The organism is Streptomyces sp. NPDC111520 (genome assembly GCF_055635295.1).
Genome location: NZ_JBVKBW010000004.1, coordinates 222,288 through 238,312, shown reverse-complemented (window position 1 = coordinate 238,312; position 16,025 = coordinate 222,288). Strand labels below are relative to the sequence as shown.

The window sequence follows — 16,025 nt, the reverse complement described above, 5'->3', positions numbered from 1 at the left end:
GCACCGCACGACACGGCGGCGGCACCCCCACCGGGGGCCGCCGCCGCGGCGCGCGGACGGTCAGCGGTTGGTGGACTCCAGCGCCCGCGCGGTGTAGCGCGCGCCGCTCACCTCCCGGGCCGGCACGGCGGCGCCGAGGGCGGCGAGCTCGTCCTGCGACAGCACGAGTCCGGCGGCCGCGGCGTTCTCCTCGAGGTACTTCCGGCGCTTCGTGCCGGGGATGGCGACGCCCCCCTGCGCGTCGACCCAGGCGAGCGCGACCTGCGCCGGCGTCGCGCCGCGCGCCCCGGCGATCTCCCGTACCCGCTCCACCAGGACGAGGTTGGCGGCGATGTTCTCCGCCGAGAAGCGCGGCAGTTCACGCCGCGCGTCGTCCGGCGCCAGGTCGTCGACGCTGCGGATAGCCCCGCTGAGGAAGCCGCGGCCCATGGGCGAGGAGGCGACCAGGCCGATGCCCAGTTCGTCCATCGTCGCCTTGCGGCCGTTGTCCAGCAGGTCCTGGGTGAACAGCGACATCTCCGACTGGACCGCGGTGAGGGGGTGCACGGCGTGGGCCCGGCGGATGGTCTCCGCGGAGACCTCGGACAGCCCGATGTAGCGGACCTTGCCGGCGGCGACCAGCTCCCCCATCGCGCCGACCGTGTCCTCGACGGGCGTGCCGGGATCGATCCGGTGCATGTAGTAGAGGTCGATCACGTCCGTGCCCAGGTGGCGCAGCGAACGCTCGACGGCACGGCGGACGTGCTCCGGCCGCCCGTCCAGGGGGCCGGGCGTGCCGTCGTCGGCGAAGTCGAGGCCGAACTTCGTCGCCAGGACGATCTCGTCCCGGCGGTGCCCGAGGGCGCGGGCGATCAGCTTCTCGTTCTCGAAGGGGCCGTAGGACTCGGCCGTGTCGATGAAGGTGACGCCCAGGTCCACCGCGCGGTTGAGCGTGCTCACGGATTCCCGCTCGTCGCCCACCCCGTAGTCCACGCTCATCCCCATCGCGCCGAGGCCCTGCACCGGCACGCGCAGTCCCTGACTGCCGAGGTCCACCGTCCGCATCGAGAATCCCTCTCCCAGTTGTCCAGGTCCGTCACATTACGCCCACCGCCACGGCGGCCCGCGGGCGGGTCCGCCCGGTCCGCTGCGGCGTTCCGCCGGGCGGATCACCGGGTTCGGTGATGACGTACGGCGGCACGTGGGCCCGTACCACCAGGACCGGACAGCCGCGGTTTCCGTGACGTCGGCCGCGGAAGGACCCCGGGCAGCCGGGCGCGCTCGGCACGCGGGCCCGGCACCGGGAGGCCCCGGCTACGCCTTGCGGATGGCGTCCACCAGGCCCGCGACGAGCGCCGCCCGTTCGGCCATGGCGTCGACCAGGACGTACTCGTGGTCGGCGTGCGCCCCGCCCCCGACGGCCCCGAGGCCGTCGAGGGTCGGCACGCCCAGCGCGGCGGTGAAGTTGCCGTCGCTGCCGCCGCCCACCGACCTGCCCTCGATGCCCGGGAGCAACCGCCGCGCCAGGGCGAAGAGTCCGGCGGACGCCGACTCCGGCATCGGGGGCCGCCGTACGCCGCCGCTCACCGAGACCGCCGCGCCCGCGACATGCGGGGCCAGGGCCGCGAAGCCGGCCTCGACGCGGTCCCTCTCCTCGGCCGTCGCGACCCGTACGTCGGCGACGACGGTCGCCCGGGCGGGCACCACGTTGTCGGCCGTGCCCGCCGACGCCACCGTCGGGGTGACGGTCGTACCGGCCTCCGGCCGGCCGAGCGCCGCGACGGCGAGCACCTGGTGCGCCGCCTCGACCAGGGCGTTGACCCCTGCCTCGGGCTCCAGCCCGGCGTGCGAGGCGCGGCCCGTGACGGTGACCTCGAACGAGCCGCAGCCCTTTCGGCCGGTCTTGAGGGCGCCGCCGTCGGCGGCTCCCTCGAAAACGAGCGCGGCGCCGCACGCGAGGGCCCGCTCCTCGATGAGCGCCCGTGAGTACGGGGAGCCGACCTCCTCGTCGGAGGTCACCAGGATCTCCACGCCCGACCGGTCGTCCAGCAGCGCCAGGCCGTGGACGGCCTGCACCAGCCCGCCCAGCATGTCGAAGACGCCGGGGCCGGTGGCGCGGCCGCCGGCGACGGTGAACGGGCGCCGTGCGAGGGTGCCGAGCGGGAACACCGTGTCGTGGTGCCCCAGGAGCAGCACCCGGGGCTCCCCGCCGCCGGACCAGCGCACGTGCGGTCCGCCGGGACTCTCCACACACACCGCCTCGCCGCCGAGGCGCCGCTCGACGACCCCGGCGACGGCCTTGGCCGACGCCGTCAGGGCGTCGACGTCGCGCGACGGCGACTCGACCTCGACGAGTGTCCTGAGGTCCTCGAGCATCGCGTCGGTACTCACCGGGTCGGTCCTGCGCATCGTCATGCCGTCAGGGTAGTGAGCGGACCGGCCGGTGCGCCCGCGTCAGCGGCCGGCCCCGCCGGACCCTGCGGCCCCGCCCGCCTCGCGTGCGACGCGTTCGAGCCGGCTGCGGTGCTCCTCCCACCATGCCCTGTCGCCCGGCGGGACGGCGTCGTTGCCCTGGAGGAAGCCGACGCTGCCGTCGAGGAGCTCGCGGAGGATGTCGGCGTGGCCGGCGTGCCGCTGGGTGTCCGCGATCACCCGCACCACGACGTGGTTCAGGGTCACCTCCCGCCGCTCCCGCGGCCACCAGGGGACGTGGCCGACCGCGTCGAGCGGCAGCGCGTCGATCGTCGCGTCCGCGTGCTCCCAGGCACGGCGGTAGAGCCCGGAGACCTCCTCGCGCGACTCCTCCGCCGTGGCCCACATGTCCGCGTTGGCCTCGGCGTCCTCCCGGTACCAGGAGGGCCGTTCGTCCCCGAAGAACGGCCGCCCGAAGGTGTCGCCGAGGTAGCCCAGCTCGATACCGGCGGCGTGCTTGACCAGCCCCAGGAGGTTGGTCCCCGTCGGGGTCAGGGGGCGGCGCACGTCGTACTCCGGGAGCCCCTCCATCTTCCACAGCAGGGTGTCACGCGCGTCCTGCAGGTACCGCAGGAGATCCGCCTTGGGATTCGGTCCGTTCATGCCGGGCAGTGTCCCACCCGCCACCGACAACGGGTTCGTGGTCGCGGCGGGGCTCAGAGCCCGGGCAGCCGTACGGTCAGCCCGTACAGGCGGGTGGTCTGCAGGGCGCTCTGGTTGTCGTCGGTGACCATGAGGACCTTCAGACGGCCGTCCGGGGTGGTCCCGGTGATCGTCATGCCCTCGATGTTGCCGAGCAGGGGGTTGGCCTGCGGCTGCTTGTTCGTGGCTCCGAGCGACGGGCAGTCGGCCATGTCGACCAGCAGGGTCTTGCCCATCAGGCGGACGTCCTCCTGGCCGGACAGGTTCTCGACGGCGGTGACGTCGTCCGCCCGGCGCGGGTCGGCGAGGTAGAGCCGGACGATGTTGCCGACGCTCTTGTCGAAGCCCCGCTCCAGGACGAGGAGCCTGCCGTCGCCGGCCGCGCAGATGTCCGACAGCGCCAGGCCCCCGTCGCGCTCGTAGCCCCATTGCACGCCCGTGCGGAACCCGTCGCCGGCCGTTGCGCGTTCCCACGTCTGGAAACGCACGTAGGCCCTCCCGTCACCCCTCAGCGCGCCCTCCATCGAGGCCACCAGGGTGAGGCTGCCGGGCTGCATCGCGAGACCCTCGAAGGTCTCGTTGACCACGGCCCGGCCCGCGGGCCCGACGAGGAGGCCGTCCGGCACCGGCAGCCGTTCGAGGAACTTCCCCTCCGGGGTGAAGCGGCGAACGGCCGGTTCCTCGGACGCGATCAGCAGCGTGCCGTCCTCGTCGAAGACCAGGGCCTCGAAGTCCGTCTCCTTCCCGTCCTCGTCGTACAACGCCACGACGTCGACGGGCTGGTGGGTGACGGCGTCCAGGTGGAAGAGCAAGGAGCGGTCCGCGAGGGCGGCCACGCGTCCCCCGGGGCCGACCGCCAGGGCCGACATGTTGCCGACGAACCTGCCCTCGAAGCGGGTCTTGTCCAGGGCGTCGGAGAACCAGTCGACAACGGCCCACGCCGAGCAGGCGTTCACCTCGGAGGCCTCAGCGGACACGATCACGGCACATCCCTTCGCATGAGTCGAACGCGCCACGCCGAACGGACGGCAGCACCGGGCGGAGCGGCCCTGGCTCCGCGCCCGAGCCCGAGCCCGCGCCCGCGCCCGCGCCCGCGCCGAAGAGGCGTTCCCAGAGGGCGAGTCGGCGCGTCATCCGGCCCCCTGACGTCCCGGCACGCGCGCCGCGCGGGACGTTCGCGTGGTGAGGCTCGAGCGGTTCCCCACCCAACCCCCTTGCTCACGGGACGACATGGACGCGACCGTAGTGATCACGGCGTCGGAACCCTACTGGAGGCCCCGGCCGTCGCGTCGCCCGGAGTGCCCTTGGAGCACCGGGCCACGACGTCGGGCCCCGGAACAGGGGCCGGTGCCGGGGGGGGCGCTCCGCGACGACGGCCGCGGCGGAACGCGTGGCGTCCCGGAGCGGACGCGGCATCGTATGTCGCGTCCGCGGGAGACGATCAAGGATCGCCTACGATCCAGCCATGAGCGCTCTGGCGGGACATCGGGCGATGTGGGCGGATCTGCGGCGGCGGGACCCCGTGCTGCTGGCCCCCGCCGTCCTGACCGCCGTCATCGGGGTCCTGGCGGTCCTCACCCCGCAGGACGTCCCCTTCACCCGCCTGCTCCCGGCGGCGCCCGCGCTCGCCGCCTCGCTCTGGTCCGTACGGTCGACCCTCACCCTGGGGCTGGTCTGCCTGCTGCCGGTCATCGGCTACGCCCTGGCCTTCTCCGACATGTCCGCCCTCTACACCGCGGGCGCGATCGGCGCCGTCAGCCTGGCCGCGGCCTACGCCAGCCATCTGCGCCTGCAGCGCGAGCACACCCTCGCCCAGGTCCGCGCCGTGGCCGACGCGACGCAGGAGGTCCTCCTCCGCCCGGTGCCCGAGCGGATCAGGAACCTGGAGATCGCCACCTTCTACCTCGCGGCGGCGCCCCACGCCCGCATCGGCGGCGACTTCTACGCCGTGGCCGACACCTCCCACGGACTGCGCCTCATCCTCGGGGACGTCCGCGGCAAGGGCCTGCCCGCCGTCGGCGTCTCGGCCGCGCTCCTCGGCTCGATCCACGAAGCGGCCTACGACGCGCCCGACCTGACGCACCTCGCACGCCGCCTGGAGAACTCCATCGCCCGGTACACCGCGGCGGTGCCCGCCGAGGACGACTCCGAACGCTTCGCCACCGCCGTCATCGTGGAGATCCCGCCCGCCGCCGGCCACGTCTCCGTGCTCAGTTGCGGCCATCCGCCGGCACTGCTGCGGCACGACGGCCGCACCCGGACGATCGAACCGGCCGCCCCCTCACCACCGGTCAGCCTGGCCGATCTCCTGGGCGCCGAGTACCACGTGGACCGCGTCCCCTTCGCCGTCGGCGACCTGCTGCTCCTCTACACCGACGGGGTCAGCGAGACCCGCGACCCGGCCGGCGACTTCTTCCCGCTCACCGACTGGACGACCCGGCAACCCGCCGGCACCTCGCCGGCCGGGCTCCTGCGGCTGCTCCACCAGGCCCTCCTCCGGCACGGCAACGGCAGCCTCAACGACGACATCGCCTGCGTCGCCATCCGCAGGACCGCCGCGGGACACCGGGCCCCGACGGGATGACGCGCCCGCGCGGATCTCAGCCCGGGCGGACCACGCGGTACGCACAGCGCGGCGGCTCGCCGTGACCAGGGAGCGCCGGGCGGCGGCGCGCGGCGCCGTATCGTTGTCGATCTCTTCGACGGGAGCCGCCATGAGCACGCCGCAGGACCTGATGATCGTCAGCATGGACGTGGCCTCGAGCCCTCCCGTCGAGGCGGGCGACCTGTCACTCGCGCTCGCCGGGGCCGAGGTGATCGACCTCCTCCGCGCCGGGGCCATCACCCTGGACGGCGACCGCCTGGTGCCGCGAAGCGCGCCGGCCACCGGTGACCACCTCCTGGACCAGGCGGCGTCCGCGCTCGTCGACCGGGAACCGTACGAGTCGGTGGAGGACTGGCTGTGGCGCAGGGGCCGCAACCTCTCCTCCGTCTACCGCGCAGGGCTGCGGGCGACCGGCCTCACCGCCGTGAGCACCCCCCGCTGGCGGCCCTGGGCCGCCGGGGAGCCGGTGCTGCTGGACTCCCCCGCCCGTGGGGAGGCGCTGGGCCGCCGGGCGTCCGGGGAGCCGGTCCTGACCGCCCTGGCCGGCGCCGCGGGGATCTCCGGGGACAGCCGAGCCGGCGAGGGCGCCGCCGAGTCCGCCGGCGTCACCGACGACGCCGTGGCGACCGTGCTGGCCGCGGTGCACGACGCCGTCGAGGAGCTGCAGTCGGTGCGGCAGCGCAAGGACATCGAGAACGCGGCCTTCGACAACATCTGGCGGGCCTGACGGCGCCGGCGCCGGGAACGCAGCGGCGCCACCAGGCCCGGCACGCTGCGGTCGTCGCGGCGCGACACGTCGACGAGCGCCCCCGCCTTCACCGGGCGGCCCGCGGCGCCGAGGTAGGCGTGACGCCGACGGCGACCGTTCCGTCCGACCGCCCCAGCCGGTGCGGCGCCACGGGCGCGCTCCCTCGACCAGGTCACCGTGCCCCGCGATGACCGCTGCGGCGGCGCCCGCGTCAGCCCGGGGTGCGGGAGGGGGCGGTGTTCCGGTCGTTCAGGGAGTGCGCGATGTCGCCGAGCAGCGGCGGGACGTCGTCGCGGCCGGTGACCGCCTCGATGAGGGCCGGCCGGCCCGGGGTCCGCGCGGCGCGCGCGAGTGCCGCGTCGAACTCGTCCCCGGTGCGTACGGTGGCGACGAACGCGTCGCGCACGCCGAGCGCGGCCGGGACGGCGGTCCAGTCCCAGGCGGCGATGTCGTTGTAGGCGGCGCGGGCGCCGTGGATGACCCGCTCGACGGTGTAGCCCCGGTTGTTGACCAGGACGACCACGGGCGCGAGGCCGTGCCGCCCGAAGGTGCCCAGTTCCTGCACCGTCATCTGGGCCGAGCCGTCCCCGATGAGCAGGATGCCGCGGCGTGACCGGTCGGCCAGCATGGCGCCCAGCAGCGCGGGGAGGGTGTAGCCGATCGAGCCCCACAGGGGCTGCCCGATGAAGCGCGTCCCGGCCGGCAGCCGCCGCGTGGCCATGCCGTAGTACGCGGTGCCCTGGTCCGCCGCGACGACGTCCCCGGGCCGCACCGCGGCGGCCACGGCGTTCCACAGGTGGTCCTGCGTCAGCGGGGCGTCCCCCGGTGTCGCCCCGGCGGCGGAGGCGGCCGGGCGGGGCGGGCGGGGCGGGCGGGGCGCGGGCGGCGCCTCCCGGTCCGCGACGAGCCCGGCGAGCACGGCAAGCCCCGCGCGCAGGGGCACCTCGTGGAAGACCTCGCCGTCGACGGTGGCGCTCGCGGGGCCGAGCGCGATGCCGGCCGAGGTGTCGAAGCCGTGGCTGAATCCGCCGCTGGTGGTGTCGGCGAGGACGACTCCGGCCCTGATCAGCAGGTCGGCGTCGTCCACGAGGTGGCGGACCACGGGGTCGCTGAAGGCTCCGGCGTACACCCCGAGGTGGAACGGGTTCCCCTCGTCGGCGAGGTCCTTGCCGGAGACGAGGGTGGCGTGCGGCAGGGGCCCGGCGGCCACCAGGCGGGCGAGCTCGGCGCGCGCCCCGAAGCGGTCGACGAGGAAGTCCGCGAGCACGGTGACCGTTCGTGCCCGCTCCAGCCGTGCCCGCGCGGCCCGGCGGAACGCGGCCGTGCCGCCGCCGTCGGCCGCGGGCCCGGGCCGCGACGTGCGCTCCGGCGCCGCCAGGACGGCGACCGGGGCGGCCACGACGTCCGAGGGCAGCCGCAGGTAGGCGGGGCGGCTGCTGCGGACGGCGGTGCCGAGGACCCGGTCGATCGTGGCCGCCGCGGTGCCGGGACGCAAGGTGGCGTGCGCGCAGACGACCTCCGCCTGGGCGCGGGCGAACCGCTCGAAGTCGGCGTCGCCGAAGGTGTGGTGCAGATGGGCGCCGGTGCGTTCCGCGGCCAGCGCGGGACCGCCCGCGATGTGCAGCAGCGGGACGTACTCGGCGTAGCTGCCGGCCACCGCGTTGATCGCGCTGAGCTCGCCCACCCCGTACGTCGTCAGCAGCGCCCCGAATCCGGCGATCCGCGCGTAGCCGTCGGCCGCGTAGGCGGCTCCCAATTCGTTGGCGGTGCCGACCCAGGTGATGCGGGGATGGGCGAGGACGCGGTCCAGGAACGCGAGGTTGTAGTCGCCGGGGACTCCGAAGACGTGGGAGACGCCGAGGTCGGCGAGCCGGTCCAGCAGGTGGTCGGCAACGGTGGCCGGGGGGTCGTGTGCCATGCGAGTCGCCTCCAAGGTGCCGGGATGCGCCCTTCCAGGCTTCCTCCGCGGAGCGTCCACCGAGCCCCCGGAAAGCGAGAATCCCACCGACGTCACCCTGTGGAATCCGCAAATGCGCAGGTCACGGCCGCGCGTCGGCGGCGTATGGGACTTATGGTGAAAGGGCGGCCGATCGGACCGGCAATGGCGTGGCCAAGGTGGACCGGGCACCGGGAAGGCGGTGGACGCTCATGGCGGCTCCTTCCCCGCCCGCTGGTTCACCGCGTGAGGACTGGCGGGACCTGGCAGCGTTGTGCTCGTCGGTACGGGCGGAGCTGCCCGTGCTGACCGCGGGCATCACCGACCGCATCCGCGAGGAGATCCCCGACTACCACCTCGTACCGCGCGCCGAGCACGAGGCGGGCGTCCTCCAGCAGAGCGAGGGACTGCTCACCGGCCTGCTCACCCGCCGGGGCCCGTCCGCGGAGGAGCGCGAGCGCGTCAGGGCGCTGGGGCGCGAGCGGGCCCGTGAGGGCCTCCCGCTGCATGCCCTGATCGCCGCCTTCCACGTGGGCTACCGGGAGGTCTGGAACCTCCTGCTCTCCCGCGCCGGGACGGACGGCGAGGACGGCACGAGCCGGCAACTGGTGCGTCTCGTCGGCACCGTGTGGACCTGGGTCGAGCAGATCACCGGCGCCGCGGCCGAGGCGTACAACGAGGCGCTGCGGGCCCGGGACGCCGTCCAACTGAGCCTGACCTACCGGTTCTTCCAGGGCCTGTACGCCCGTTCGCCGGGTACCGAGCCGGACATGGCGCAGCTGGCGCTCGCGCTGGGCTACGCCCCGGCCGGCACCTTCCAGGCCGTGTGCGCCCCGGCGTCCGCGTGGACCGACGAGCAGCTCACCGAGCTGCGCGGCCGGCTCAACCGCCCTACGGGCACCGCCCGGTGCGCCAACCAGGGCGCCACGACGGTGGCCCTGGTGCAGGGCATGGCCGCCGACGCCGTGACCGGGGCGATGCGCGACCTGGTCCCGCGGCTGCCGATCGGCACCGGGCTGGCGCGCCCGGGACTGGCCGGCGCGGCCGCCACCGTCGTCGACGCCCAGGCGGCGCTCGCCCTGGCCCACGCCGACGGGCCGGCCGTCCCCTTCGACGGCGCGTGGCTGGCGGCGACGCTGTTCCCGCAGGCCGGCAGACTGGTGCCGCTGCTGGAAGCCGCTGCGGGCCCCGTCGCGTCGCATCCCGAACTGGCCCTGACCGTGCGCGGGTTCGCCGACAACGGCTTCTCCCTCACCGCGACAGGCAGGGCGCTGCACCTGCATCCCAACACGGTGAAGTACCGCCTCAACCGCTGGCGTGAACTCACCGGTTGGGACGTGCACACCTGGCACGGACTGTCCGCGAGCCTGCTGGGACTGGAACTTGCGGAGGCGGGGGCGCTCGACCCGCGCCTCCAGGGTTGACGACGTCCCAACTCGCGGAGAACGGGGCGGTTCCGGACGATGAGGGCGAAGGATGGGTAGCATCCGGCAGCAACATCCGATACACGAGAAAGCGGCTGTCGTGTCCCACAACACAACCATTCAGGACCGGTATGCGACGCGTCTCGCAGAGGACCTGGAGAGCAACGCCAAGGAACAGGAAGCGGTCCGGGAGCAGGTCGCGGAGCTCCAGTCGCGGCTGACCCGGCTCGAGGACGAGCGGGCCTGGCTGACCCGGCTGCAGGGCACCGTGACGACCGGCGCACCGGACGCCGAGCCGGCCGGGGAGGTCACCGCGGAGGAGGCCGAGGCCGAGGAACTCCCCGCCGAGGAGGCGCCGGCCCCCGTCGCGGCCGCCCCGCCACAGACGGGCAAGGCCCGGGCCGTTCCACGTCCCCGCGCACGGAAGCCGGCCGGCGGGACGAAGGCCAGGAAGACCGGCAAGAAGGCGGCGCCGGCCGCGGACAGGACCAAGGACGAGGACAAGGACAAGCCGACCCTGCGCGGCCTCGTCGCCGACGTCCTCGCAGCGGACGACGAACCCCGCATGGTCAGCGAGTTCGTCGACGCGCTGGCCAAGCGGCACCCGGACCGCTCCGCACCGAGCGCCCCCGTCGTGCGCAACGCCCTGGAGGCGCTGGTCGCGAAGGGGCTCGCCGAGCGGTCCCGTCGCCAGGGCAGCGTCTTCTACACACCGGTCGCCCCGTCGGCCGGAGGCGGCGGCACCGGTGCGGACGCGCCCGCGTCCGAGGCCGGGGAACCGGTCCCCGCGCCGGCCTGACCGGACGCCGTGGCAGGGGCCTGCCTCTGCCACGGCGCATGGTCGCCCTCGGCGACGGTGTGTGCGCGGGGGCGGCACGGAACGGTCAGGTCGCGACGTTCCTCAGTGCCGCGCCGAGCGCCTGGAGGTCCAGGCCCTCGAGGTGGTCGAGGAAGTGCCGGCGCACGGACGACAGGTTGGTCCGCCACGCCTCCCGAAGCCGGGCGAGGCCCTCGTCGGTGAGGACCGCGTTCCAGCCGCGCGCGTCCTGGGTGCACTTGACGCGCTGGACCAGTCCGTCGTTCTCCAGCCGGTGGACGACGCGTGTCATCCCGCTCACGGACAGCTCGCAGGCCCCGGCGAGGTCGCTCATGCGCATCTGCCGGTCGCGGGCCTCGGAGAGGTGCACCAGGGCCATGTACTCGATGAGCGGCAGTCGCTGCTCGCGGACCATGTCAGCGTCCAGGGCGCGGGGCAGGGCGTAGATGACACGGCTCAGCGACCGGACGACCGCCTCCTCGTCGGGGGTGAGCGGCACCATCGCTTCAGGGGCCGCTTCCTGCCGCGGCATGACGTCTGACATGCCCCTACTTTACTTGCACAGCGAAGGAAGTGAACGCCCCCTAACAGCGGGGACCCGGAATCTTCATGAACTTGAGATCATCGGGCGTGTCGCCCCTTTTGTCCGCCGTTCGACGGCGCGCTCCGTGTGGGAGCAGCTGCTCGTATCATGGGGTGGACGTCCGGGAGGAAACCATGAGCGCTGCGCCGTCGAAAGCCGACTCGTGCAACAACCTGGCGCTGCGCAAGGCGGCCCGCTACCTCAGCGCGACCTACGACAAGGCCCTCGCCCCGGTCGGCCTCCGCGCGACGCAGTTCAGCATCCTGCAGCACCTCGGCGAGCGCGGCGAGACGACGATCACCGCCCTCGCCGACACGATCGCCATGGACCGCACGACCATGGCCTCCAACCTCAAGCCGCTCGCCCGGGAGGGCCTGGTCACCGTCGAGACGTCGGCGGCCGACCGCCGTGCGCGGATCGTCGCGATCACACCGGACGGCCTCGACCGGATGAAGGCGGCGATCCCCCTGTGGAACGAGGTGCAGTCCCGGTTCGAGGAGCGCTTCGGCCCAGAGGACGCGGCCCGGCTGCGCGGTTTCCTGGTAGCCGTCCTGGACACCGGTTTCGCACCCTGGGCGGAGTGAGCGGCCGGCGCCGCGGCACGTCATGACCTGGTGACGGCCACGCCGTCCGCGGCCTCGGCGGCCTCCACGGCGCCGGGTGCGGTGCCGCGCCGGCGCCGCCGCCGGTCGTTGCACCAGGCGACCGCGCACGCGGCCCCGTACAGCAGGCTGATCGGCGCGGCGAGCAGCAGCATGCTGACCGGGTCCGTGCTGGGGGTGGCGATCGCCGCGAAGACGGCTACGCCCATGAGCATGCCGCGCCACCAGCCGGCCATCCGCCGGGCGCTGATCACCCCGCCCAGGTTCAGCAGCACGAGGAGCAGGGGGAGTTCGAAGGAGAGCCCGAAGACGAGGACCATGCGGGTGGCCAGGTCGAGGAAGTCGTCGACGGGCAGGATGTTGGTGGCGTTGTCCGGGGTGAAGGAGATCAGCACCCGGGCGGTCGTCGGCAGCGTCCGGTACGCCACCGCGGCACCGGTCAGGAACAGCGGGATCCCCGCCCCCAGGAAGGCCAGGGTGTACCTGCGCTCGCCGCGGTGCAGTCCCGGCGCGACGAAGGCCCACACCTGGTAGAGCCACACCGGGCTCGCGCCGACCATCCCCGCGGTGATCGACACCTTCAGCGCGAGGGTGAACGGCGAGAGCAGGCCGTTGAGGGAGATCACACCGCAGTGACCCGAGCCGTCCGCCGCGGCGGCACCGGTCAGACGGCCGGGCGCACAGCCGGGCAGCGGGTCGATGAGGAACCCGATCAGTTGCCGGTGGAAGAGGGCCGCGCCGACGGTGACGAGCAGGATCGAGCCGACGGCCTTGAGCAGCCGGTTGCGCAGTTCGCGCAGGTGCTCCCGCAGCGGCATCAGGTCGGGGTCACGCGGGGTGCCGGTGGTCATGGGCGGTCCGTCCCGGGCGCTTCAGCGCCCGTGGGGCACGTCCGCCGCGGTGGCCTCCGGCGCCGCGTGCGGGGTCCCGGCCCCGGGTTCGAGGGCCGCGGTCCGCACGGTGTCCGCGGCTTCGTCGGTGACGTCCTCCCGCATGGCCTTGGTCTCGCTCCGCAGGATCCGGAGCGACTGCCCGAAGGAACGGGCCATGTCGGGGAGCCGTTTGGCGCCGAAGAGGAGGAGGACGACGACGAGGACGAGGAGGATCTCGGGTGCTCCGAGCCTGCCGAACATAAGTGTTTCCTTTCTGTGGTGCCGAGTTGCTTCGCGGTTCTGGGGTTCTGGGGTTCCGGGTTCTGGGGTGCTGAGGTTCTGCGGTCGTGGTGCGCGGTGACGGGGCCGGGGGACGGCCCCGTCACCGCCGCCGGGTTTCGGCGGGCGGATCGCGCGGGTCGAGGCCCGTGAGGTCCAGGTCCCGCAGTTCCTGCGGGAGTTCGTCCCGCAGGCCCGCCCGGGCGCCCTGCGCGAGCTCACGGAGGCCGCGCAGGGCACGCACGGTGTCGGAGACCAGCCCGGGGAGCTTGTCGGGACCGACGAGGACGACCGCCACCACGAGCAGCGTCAGGACTTCCAGCGGGCCGATGTCGGAGAACACCGTGCCTCCCGTCTGTGGGTGGATCCGCCCGGGTCGGCCCCGGCCGAGGGGTTACGGGCTAACGGGCCGGCGCACCGGCGGCGCGGCGGTAGGGGGCGAGGAAGGTGCCGAGTTCCGCCAGCATCTCCTGGGGCGCCTGTTCGGCCACCCAGTGGCCGGCGCCGCGGACGACCACGCCCCGGACGTCCTCCGCCAGGTCCTGCATCGCGCCCCCGACGGCGCCGCCCCAGCTCTCGGATCCGCCGATCGCCAGGACCGGCATCGTCAGCTTCTTCTTCGCGCGTTCCTCGTTCTGCCGGCCGGTGGCGTCCCAGGCGCGGTAGAGGCCGAAGCTGCCGCGCAGGGTCGCGGGGTCGGAGAAGAGGCGGACGTAGTAGTCGCGTGCGTACCGGGGCAGCCGCTCGCCGCCCTGGATGTCGAACTCGTAGCCGTAGAAGTCCGCTTCGCGGCCCCTCACCAGCCTTTCGATCAGCTCGTGGTCGACCCGGTTGAACGGGATGTGCCAGAGCCGTTCGTTGTGCTGCTCGTCCACGAACAGGATCGGCGAGGCGGACGGGCGCGGGGGGCCGGGGACCTCGGCGAGGGCCACTCGGGCGACCCGGTCCGGATGGTCGGCCGCCAGCGCGTAGCTGATGATCATCCCGGTGTCGTGGCCGACGACGGCGAACCGTTCGTGTCCGAGGGCGTCCATCAGGGCGATCAGGTCGCCCGCCAGGGTGCGGGTGTCGTACCCGCTCATGGGCTTGTCGGTGAGCCCCATGCCGCGCTGGTCGACGGCGATGACGGTGTGGTGCCGGGCCAGTTCCGGCATCAGCATCCGCCACGCGTACCAGTTCTGCGGCCAGCCGTGCACCAGGAGCAGCGGCGGCCCGTCGCCTCCGATGACGACGTGCTGGCGCAGCCCGCCGGCCCGTACGAAGCGGCTGCGGAAGGTCCTGGCGAAGCCGGCCGACAGCCGGGGCGCCGAGGAGACGGTGCCGGGCCCGTCCGGCGTCCGCGGGGCCCGGGCGGGCGAGGCCGAGGCCGAGGGCAGTCCTCCGGCCAGTGAGAGGCCGGCGACGGTGGCGGCCGAGGCGGCCGCGCCGCCGACGAAGGTGCGTCGTGACAGTCCGCGCGGGGCGCGGTGCGACGCCGGCTCCCGGGCGGGGCCGTCCTGCCCGGACGGCTCGACGGGGGGCATGTTCACGGGGATTCCTTTCACTGTGAACGAGCAGGTGCTCGTATCGGGGCGGGTCAGGGCCGCGTCGGTACGGCTCCGTGCGCCCCGTGGGAGGGAGCCGGCGTCAGCGGCCGGGGAAGCGCTGCGAGATCTCCTGGAGCACCCAGCCGTTGCCGTCCGGGTCGCTGAAGGTGGCGAACGAGCCGTACGAGGCGCGCTCGGGCTGCGGGCCCGCGAGCCGCCCCTGGCCGTCCAGCCCGTGGGTGACGTCGCCGCCCCCGTGGCCGTGGAAGAGCAGCCCGCCGGCGTCGTGGAACACCTCGCTCACCTCGACGCCACGGGCGAGCAGCTCGGCCCGGGCCTCCTCGATGTCGAGGACGGCCAGGTAGAGGCCCTGGACGGAGCCCGGCTCGGCGGAGGTGAGCCCCGTGCCGAACATCACCGAGCACTCAGAGCCCGGCGGGGTGAGGTGCACGGCGCGCCAGTCGGCACTGGGGGACTTGTCCAGGTCCAGGCGGAAGCCCGCCGCCTCGTAGAACGCCTTGGCCCGGTCGACGTCGGACACGGGCAGCACGATCAGTTCCAGCTTCATGTACATGGGGAGGTCCTTCTTGGTTGACGACGGTGCGCCGCACGCGGGCGGGCCACCGTTCCGGGGGACGAGGACGGCGGTCCCGCGCCGGTGCCGTGATCCGGTCACCGGCCGGGCCGCCGAGGGCCTCGAGTCGCCGTCAGGAGCGGCTCGGCCTGCCTCGTGGTGATGACCGTAGGCGATTCGACCCTAACGAGCAAAGGCGAACCAGCAGAAATCCGGCGTTCGTGACACAGCTCACCACCGACGACGAGCGAGGACCGTAACCGTTACCCCCTTAACGAGAAGCGTCTAGACTGTCCGCGAAGGGAGACCCGTACGATGCCCGCACCCACGACCGAGCGCAGTCCGCTGACCCAGCCCGAGGCCGCCGACGCACTCCTGCGCTTCCTCAACACGCACGCTTCGGGACCCCGGCAGCTCCCCGAGCGCTTCGCCGACGCCGGTTCCCTCCAGGCATGGCTGCGGGAGCACGCTCCGGACACCGGCACCACCCACGTCACCGAGGCCGACGCCGCCGGCGCGCGCGAACTGCGCGACGCGCTGATCACCGTGCTGCTGGCGCACGCGGGCGACGCGAACACCACCCCCGAGGCCCTCGCGGGGGCGGAGGAGCACCTGCGCGGCGTGGCGGCCCGGTATCCGCTGACCACGGTCGTCACCGCCACCGGCGCCACCTTGACCAGCACGCAGACCGGCGTCCCCGGGCTGTTCGGGACCGTACTCGCGAGCGTCACGGCACTCGCCCACGCCGGCGTGTGGGACAGGCTGCGCGCGTGCCGTCACGAGCCCTGCCACTTCTGCTTCTTCGACCGGACACGCAACAGTTCGGCCGGCTACTGCGGCCCGAGGTGCGCCTCCCGCGCGTCGATGCGCGCCTACCGGCGGCGCAGGAAGGAACAGGCCGCCGGAACGGCGGCGGACTGAGCCGCGCACGCTGTGTCGCGCCGGTGGTGCGTCCGCCGTCCCCCA

At 74.0% G+C, this 16,025-nt stretch carries 17 protein-coding genes; 6 read left to right on the top strand and 11 right to left on the bottom strand.

Annotated elements, in window-relative coordinates:
• Window positions 1–60 precede the first annotated feature (60 nt).
• The 4 genes from ACZ7MY_RS11415 to ACZ7MY_RS11400 form a co-directional block, all read right to left on the bottom strand.
• Window positions 61–1,044, bottom strand: a complete 984-nt coding sequence (locus ACZ7MY_RS11415; RefSeq protein WP_499601132.1) for an aldo/keto reductase — start codon at window positions 1,042–1,044, stop codon at window positions 61–63.
• 249 nt (window positions 1,045–1,293) lie between these two features.
• On the bottom strand, window positions 1,294–2,394 hold the full coding sequence (locus ACZ7MY_RS11410) for a M20 family metallopeptidase (protein ID WP_499601131.1): 1,101 nt from the start codon (window positions 2,392–2,394) through the stop codon (window positions 1,294–1,296).
• A gap of 39 nt (window positions 2,395–2,433) precedes the next feature.
• Entirely contained in the window at window positions 2,434–3,054 is a 621-nt protein-coding gene (locus ACZ7MY_RS11405; protein ID WP_499601130.1) for a DinB family protein, read from the bottom strand.
• A gap of 53 nt (window positions 3,055–3,107) precedes the next feature.
• Complete coding sequence (locus ACZ7MY_RS11400; RefSeq protein WP_499601129.1) at window positions 3,108–4,076, bottom strand: esterase-like activity of phytase family protein; 969 nt, start codon at window positions 4,074–4,076, stop codon at window positions 3,108–3,110.
• Window positions 4,077–4,558: 482 nt separating this feature from the next.
• Here ACZ7MY_RS11400 and ACZ7MY_RS11395 point away from each other — a divergent pair, with 482 nt between their 5' ends.
• Both ACZ7MY_RS11395 and ACZ7MY_RS11390 read left to right on the top strand, forming a co-directional pair.
• Window positions 4,559–5,677 carry a PP2C family protein-serine/threonine phosphatase gene (locus tag ACZ7MY_RS11395; protein WP_499601128.1) on the top strand — a complete coding sequence of 373 codons (1,119 nt, stop codon included), beginning with the start codon at window positions 4,559–4,561 and terminating at the stop codon, window positions 5,675–5,677.
• 130 nt (window positions 5,678–5,807) lie between these two features.
• Complete coding sequence (locus ACZ7MY_RS11390; RefSeq protein WP_499601127.1) at window positions 5,808–6,425, top strand: GOLPH3/VPS74 family protein; 618 nt, start codon at window positions 5,808–5,810, stop codon at window positions 6,423–6,425.
• A 232-nt stretch (window positions 6,426–6,657) separates the two neighbouring features.
• Here the strand turns inward: ACZ7MY_RS11390 and ACZ7MY_RS11385 are convergent, their stop codons facing one another.
• The gene (locus tag ACZ7MY_RS11385; RefSeq protein WP_499601126.1) at window positions 6,658–8,364 is read right to left on the bottom strand and encodes an alpha-keto acid decarboxylase family protein; all 1,707 of its coding nucleotides are present in this window, start codon (window positions 8,362–8,364) and stop codon (window positions 6,658–6,660) included.
• A gap of 230 nt (window positions 8,365–8,594) precedes the next feature.
• Here ACZ7MY_RS11385 and ACZ7MY_RS11380 point away from each other — a divergent pair, with 230 nt between their 5' ends.
• Together ACZ7MY_RS11380 and ACZ7MY_RS11375 are read left to right on the top strand one after the other, a co-directional pair.
• A complete protein-coding gene (locus ACZ7MY_RS11380; protein WP_499601125.1) occupies window positions 8,595–9,806 on the top strand; it encodes a PucR family transcriptional regulator in 1,212 nt (403 codons plus the stop codon).
• 100 nt (window positions 9,807–9,906) lie between these two features.
• Window positions 9,907–10,605, top strand: a complete 699-nt coding sequence (locus ACZ7MY_RS11375; protein ID WP_499601124.1) for a hypothetical protein — start codon at window positions 9,907–9,909, stop codon at window positions 10,603–10,605.
• Window positions 10,606–10,690: 85 nt separating this feature from the next.
• Here ACZ7MY_RS11375 and ACZ7MY_RS11370 read toward each other — a convergent pair whose 3' ends face one another.
• Complete coding sequence (locus ACZ7MY_RS11370) at window positions 10,691–11,167, bottom strand: MarR family winged helix-turn-helix transcriptional regulator (RefSeq protein WP_499601123.1); 477 nt, start codon at window positions 11,165–11,167, stop codon at window positions 10,691–10,693.
• A gap of 173 nt (window positions 11,168–11,340) precedes the next feature.
• On the opposite strand from ACZ7MY_RS11370, the gene ACZ7MY_RS11365 reads away from it, so the two are divergent.
• Window positions 11,341–11,790 carry a MarR family winged helix-turn-helix transcriptional regulator gene (locus ACZ7MY_RS11365; RefSeq protein ID WP_499601122.1) on the top strand — a complete coding sequence of 150 codons (450 nt, stop codon included), beginning with the start codon at window positions 11,341–11,343 and terminating at the stop codon, window positions 11,788–11,790.
• Window positions 11,791–11,810: 20 nt separating this feature from the next.
• Here ACZ7MY_RS11365 and tatC read toward each other — a convergent pair whose 3' ends face one another.
• From tatC to ACZ7MY_RS11340, 5 genes are all read right to left on the bottom strand, one after another.
• A complete protein-coding gene (gene tatC / locus ACZ7MY_RS11360; RefSeq protein WP_499601121.1) occupies window positions 11,811–12,659 on the bottom strand; it encodes a twin-arginine translocase subunit TatC in 849 nt (282 codons plus the stop codon).
• A 21-nt stretch (window positions 12,660–12,680) separates the two neighbouring features.
• On the bottom strand, window positions 12,681–12,941 hold the full coding sequence (tatA, locus tag ACZ7MY_RS11355) for a Sec-independent protein translocase subunit TatA (protein WP_499601119.1): 261 nt from the start codon (window positions 12,939–12,941) through the stop codon (window positions 12,681–12,683).
• A 121-nt stretch (window positions 12,942–13,062) separates the two neighbouring features.
• A complete protein-coding gene (locus ACZ7MY_RS11350; protein WP_499601118.1) occupies window positions 13,063–13,302 on the bottom strand; it encodes a twin-arginine translocase TatA/TatE family subunit in 240 nt (79 codons plus the stop codon).
• Between the two features lie 58 nt (window positions 13,303–13,360).
• Window positions 13,361–14,482, bottom strand: coding sequence for an alpha/beta fold hydrolase (locus ACZ7MY_RS11345; RefSeq protein ID WP_499601319.1), 1,122 nt, complete (start codon window positions 14,480–14,482; stop codon window positions 13,361–13,363).
• A 103-nt stretch (window positions 14,483–14,585) separates the two neighbouring features.
• Window positions 14,586–15,059, bottom strand: a complete 474-nt coding sequence (locus ACZ7MY_RS11340; RefSeq protein ID WP_499601117.1) for a VOC family protein — start codon at window positions 15,057–15,059, stop codon at window positions 14,586–14,588.
• A gap of 315 nt (window positions 15,060–15,374) precedes the next feature.
• Here ACZ7MY_RS11340 and ACZ7MY_RS11335 point away from each other — a divergent pair, with 315 nt between their 5' ends.
• Window positions 15,375–15,980, top strand: a complete 606-nt coding sequence (locus tag ACZ7MY_RS11335) for a CGNR zinc finger domain-containing protein (protein WP_499601116.1) — start codon at window positions 15,375–15,377, stop codon at window positions 15,978–15,980.
• Window positions 15,981–16,025: the final 45 nt, after the last annotated feature.